At 34.0% G+C, this 4,532-nt stretch carries 4 protein-coding genes; 1 reads left to right on the top strand and 3 read right to left on the bottom strand.

Annotation, left to right across the window (positions count from 1 at the left end):
• Positions 1 to 72: 72 nt before the first annotated feature.
• Both thiL and lepA read right to left on the bottom strand, forming a co-directional pair.
• On the bottom strand, positions 73 to 1,119 hold the full coding sequence (thiL, locus tag ACH2BG_RS02540) for a thiamine-phosphate kinase (protein WP_395046165.1): 1,047 nt from the start codon (positions 1,117 to 1,119) through the stop codon (positions 73 to 75).
• Between the two features lie 122 nt (positions 1,120 to 1,241).
• Entirely contained in the window at positions 1,242 to 3,038 is a 1,797-nt protein-coding gene (lepA, locus tag ACH2BG_RS02535) for a translation elongation factor 4 (protein ID WP_395046164.1), read from the bottom strand.
• A gap of 160 nt (positions 3,039 to 3,198) precedes the next feature.
• Here lepA and ACH2BG_RS02530 point away from each other — a divergent pair, with 160 nt between their 5' ends.
• Positions 3,199 to 3,810 (top strand): hypothetical protein, encoded by a 612-nt coding sequence (locus ACH2BG_RS02530; protein ID WP_395046163.1) that lies wholly within the window; start codon positions 3,199 to 3,201, stop codon positions 3,808 to 3,810.
• A gap of 149 nt (positions 3,811 to 3,959) precedes the next feature.
• Here ACH2BG_RS02530 and ACH2BG_RS02525 read toward each other — a convergent pair whose 3' ends face one another.
• Positions 3,960 to 4,454, bottom strand: a complete 495-nt coding sequence (locus tag ACH2BG_RS02525) for a carboxypeptidase-like regulatory domain-containing protein (protein WP_395046162.1) — start codon at positions 4,452 to 4,454, stop codon at positions 3,960 to 3,962.
• Positions 4,455 to 4,532 lie beyond the last annotated feature (78 nt).

The raw sequence follows: 4,532 nt of genomic DNA, 5'->3' as shown, positions 1-4,532 counted from the left end.
CGAAGGAGAAATCTCATGATTAAATTTCTTGATGAGATTTCTCCTTCGTCGAAATGACAAAAAAAGGAATTTTTATTCTTCCAAAGCATCCCAACCTCTAGCTTTCAATGCGATTTTTGTATTGGCACGAGTTACTAAATGAATGCCTTCGCTTTCTTGTGTCATGTGACCAATAATTGTAAAATTCGGGTTTCCTTTTATTTTTTCGAAATCTTCCATTGCAATGGTAAAAAGCAATTCGTAATCCTCGCCACCATTGATGGCTACTGTTGTAGAATCGATATTAAATTCTTCACAAACAGAAATAAACTGAGGATCGATAGGCAATTTGTCTTCATACAAATTACAACCTACTTTACTTTGTTTGCACAAATGCATAATTTCCGATGATAATCCGTCAGAAATATCAATCATCGAAGTTGGTTTTATTTCCAAAGCGTGTAATAAAGTACGAACATCTTTACGAGCTTCAGGTTTTAGTTGACGTTCGATAAGATAAGTATAAGCATCTAAATCTGGTTGTGAATTTGGGTTTACGTTAAACACTTGTTTTTCACGTTCTAGAACTTGTAATCCCATATACGCTGCACCAATATCGCCAGTTACGACTAATAAATCGGTTTCTTTAGCACCATTTCTGTACACAATTTCATCTTCATCGGCTTCTCCAATGGCAGTGATAGAAATGATTAATCCTTTTTGTGATGAGGTCGTGTCGCCACCAATAACATCAACTTTATATTCATGCGCAGCTAGATTTATTCCTGCAAATAATTCTTCTAAAGCTTCTAGCGGAAAACGATTAGAAACCGCTATCGAAACTGTAATTTGAGTAGCTCTAGCATTCATCGCACAAATGTCAGAAATATTCACCACGACCGCTTTGTAACCCAAATGTTTGAGTGGCATATAAGCCAAATCGAAATGCACACCTTCGATTAATAAATCGGTGGAAACAACTACTTTTTTATCTTTAAAATCTAAAATAGCAGCATCGTCACCAATTCCCTTTAAGGTCGATGGTTGTGTTATTTCGAATTGATTAGTCAAGTGGTCTATCAATCCAAATTCTCCGAGTTGTGCTATGCTGGTTCTTTGTGGGGTTTTATCTTCAATCATTTGCTGAGTTTCTAAGGCGCAAAGGTACTAAGTTTCTAAGGTTAATGCTAACAAAAAACCCGATCACTTTCGCAATCGAGTTTGTCTATTATCTATTCGTCTTTTATCTAAAAATCTAAAATCTAATCATTCAGTTTCAAAACAGCCATAAATGCTTCTTGTGGAATTTCTACATTTCCTACTAAACGCATTCTCTTTTTTCCTTTTTTCTGTTTTTCTAACAATTTACGTTTACGTGAAATATCTCCACCATAACATTTTGCCGTAACGTCTTTTCGTAAAGCTTTTATAGTTTCACGAGCAATAATTTTAGCACCAATTGCCGCCTGAATTGGAATGTCAAATTGCTGACGTGGAATTAATTCTTTTAATTTTTCACACATTTTTTTACCAATGTGATACGCATTACTTTCGTGAATAAGTGCTGATAAAGCATCTACCGAAGTCGCGTTTAACAATACATCAAGCTTCACCAATTTTGAAGTTCTCATACCAATAGGTGAATAGTCAAAAGAGGCATAGCCTTTAGAAACGGTTTTTAATCGGTCATAAAAATCGAATACAATTTCTGCTAAAGGCATATCAAAATTTAATTCGACACGTTCAGTTGTTAAATACGTTTGATTGGTAATTACACCACGTTTTTCGATACACAAACCCATTACGTTACCTACGAAATCAGCTTTGGTAATGATAGTCGCTTTTATATAAGGTTCTTCAACTCGGTCTAGTTTTGATGGTTCTGGCAAATCGGTAGGATTGTTTACAATCATGCCTACTTCAGGTTCTTTTTTGGTGTAAGCCAAGTACGAAACGTTAGGAACTGTAGTAATTACAGTCATATTAAACTCACGTTCTAAACGTTCTTGGATAATTTCCATGTGTAACATACCGAGAAATCCGCAACGGAAACCAAAACCTAATGCCGCAGAACTTTCGGCAGCAAAAACAAGCGAGGCATCGTTTAGTTGCAATTTTTCCATCGAGTTGCGTAGTTCTTCGTATTCGTCTGTGTCAACAGGGTAAATTCCTGCAAAAACCATTGGTTTTACGTCCTCAAATCCTTTTACCATATTGGTTGTAGGAGTTTTTGCATCGGTTAGTGTATCACCTACTTTTACATCTTTGGCTTCTTTTATTCCTGAGATTAAATAACCAACATCTCCAGCAGAGATAACATTTTTAGGAACTTGGTTTAGCTTTAATGTGCCAATCTCGTCGGCAAAATATTCATTACCAGTGGCCATGAATTTAATTTTTTGCCCTTTTTTTATTTGCCCGTGCTTAACTCGAAAAATAACTTCAATTCCTCGAAACGGATTGTAATGTGAATCGAAAATTAAAGCTTGTAATGGTTCGTCTATATTTCCTTTTGGAGGTGGAATTTTCTCGATAATGGCCGCCAAAATATTTTCGACACCAAAGCCAGTTTTCCCCGAAGCATGAATAATATCTTCTAGTTTACAACCTAATAAATCTATAATATCGTCCGAAACTTCTTCTGGATTAGCACTTGGTAAATCTACTTTATTTAAAACTGGAATAATTTCTAAGTCATTTTCGAGTGCCAAATATAAATTTGAAATCGTTTGTGCTTGAATACTTTGCGCTGCGTCTACAATAAGCAATGCGCCTTCACAAGCAGCAATAGAACGGGAAACTTCATAAGAAAAATCTACGTGACCAGGAGTGTCTATCAAATTTAGGATATATTCCTGCCCTTGATAAGTGTATTCCATTTGTATGGCGTGACTTTTTATGGTAATACCACGTTCGCGCTCCAAGTCCATGTTGTCCAGCAATTGTGCTTTTTCTTCACGAGCCGTTACGGTTTGCGTAGCGCCTAATAAACGGTCTGCCAAGGTGCTTTTCCCGTGGTCAATGTGTGCAATAATGCAAAAATTTCTAATATGCTTCATCTTCTGTATCTGTCAAATTTTCTAGAACACTTTCGTGTTTAGCTTACAAAGATAACGCAAAGTTAGTCAGCATCAAAGTAGTGATTTTTAAAAGAAAAATGATTTTGAAGTTTTTGATTTTTTATTGTAGATTTGTGGGGTTAACAAAAAAACAAAAACAATGAAAAAAGTATTAGTATTAGCAGTATTGCTTGTTTCGTCGATGATGACGGCTCAAAAAATGGAAGTTGTAAAAGGAGATTTCGGTTTTCTAGCTGGTCAAAAAGAGATTAACATCGAGTTTGATTACAGTAAATTGACTTTGTTGAAAGAAAAGAAAACGGAAGCAGAATATATTGCTGAGCGTTCTAAAGAACTTAACGATAAAACTAAAGGTGTTGGTGATATTTGGAAAAAGAAATGGAGTGGTGCGAAAGAAACAATTTGGCAACCAAAATTTTTAGAATTAGTAAATATTGTATTGGCTAAAAAGAAAAAAGAAATTTCTTTTCAAGAAGGATTAACATCTGCAAAATATACATTAATTGTTGAAGCTGCATGGATTTTCCCAGGATGGGATGCTATGGTAATGAAATCACCAGCAAAAGTTACGACAAATTTAAGATTTGTAGAAACAGCAAACAAATCGAATGTTTTGTTAGAAATTTCTAGCGAAAATGCACCTGGAGATCAATATGGAAACAATTTCAGTAATGAATCTAGAATTGGTGAAGGATTTGCTAAAACAGGAAAATCATTAGCTTCACTTCTTTTGAAAAAAGCATACAAATAATATTAGAATTAATAGGGAAACTCAGTATTAACTGGTTTTTTGTTTATTTAATAAAAGCCTTAGATTAACTAAGGCTTTTTTGTGAATTGCTATTTCAGGACGGGACATGTAATTTTTGAGAAAGACCAATGTCGTGATTTTATGTTTTTTTATTCTTTAGCAAGTTTTTTTTGAACGTCTTTGTAAATTCGTACAAAGTCTATGCCGTTTTCAATAGTGCCGTCGTAAATTAATCTGTTTTTTGGAGAGGATTGTAAGTTATAAAAATGGGATCCGTCAACAATTTTTTGAGAGTCAAATCTAGGTGTCGCAATTGAAGTGATTACAACCTCTTCTAATTGCTCTTTTTTCTGTGTTAATGTAATTGTGAAGTCGTAATTTTCAAAATGGTTTGAATCTAAAGATACTCTTTTAGTTTCATAATGTTTAGAAACAAAAATAAGAATGTCTTTTGGATTTACTATAATGGAGAAATGACCATTTCGGTCGGTAATAGTGTTTTTTTTGGTGTTTAAGCTAATCACTTCAACTCCTTTTATCGGGGCTTCATTATTTACAACTTTGCCATAAACAAACCTTCCAGTTTGTGAGATGCCAATCTGATAAAGAAATAAGAAAAACACTATGAGTAGTTTACGTTTCATTATTCCAAATTGAATGAATATAAAGTTAGTTAATTATTTCTTTCAAAATTATAAAGAAGGTATAAATTTTTTATAAAC

It is taken from the genome of Flavobacterium sp. (genome assembly GCF_043779715.1).
In the GTDB taxonomy this organism is placed as follows: domain Bacteria; phylum Bacteroidota; class Bacteroidia; order Flavobacteriales; family Flavobacteriaceae; genus Flavobacterium.
Note: the sequence above shows the minus strand (reverse complement) of the source record. Positions and strands in the feature narration are given on the sequence as shown.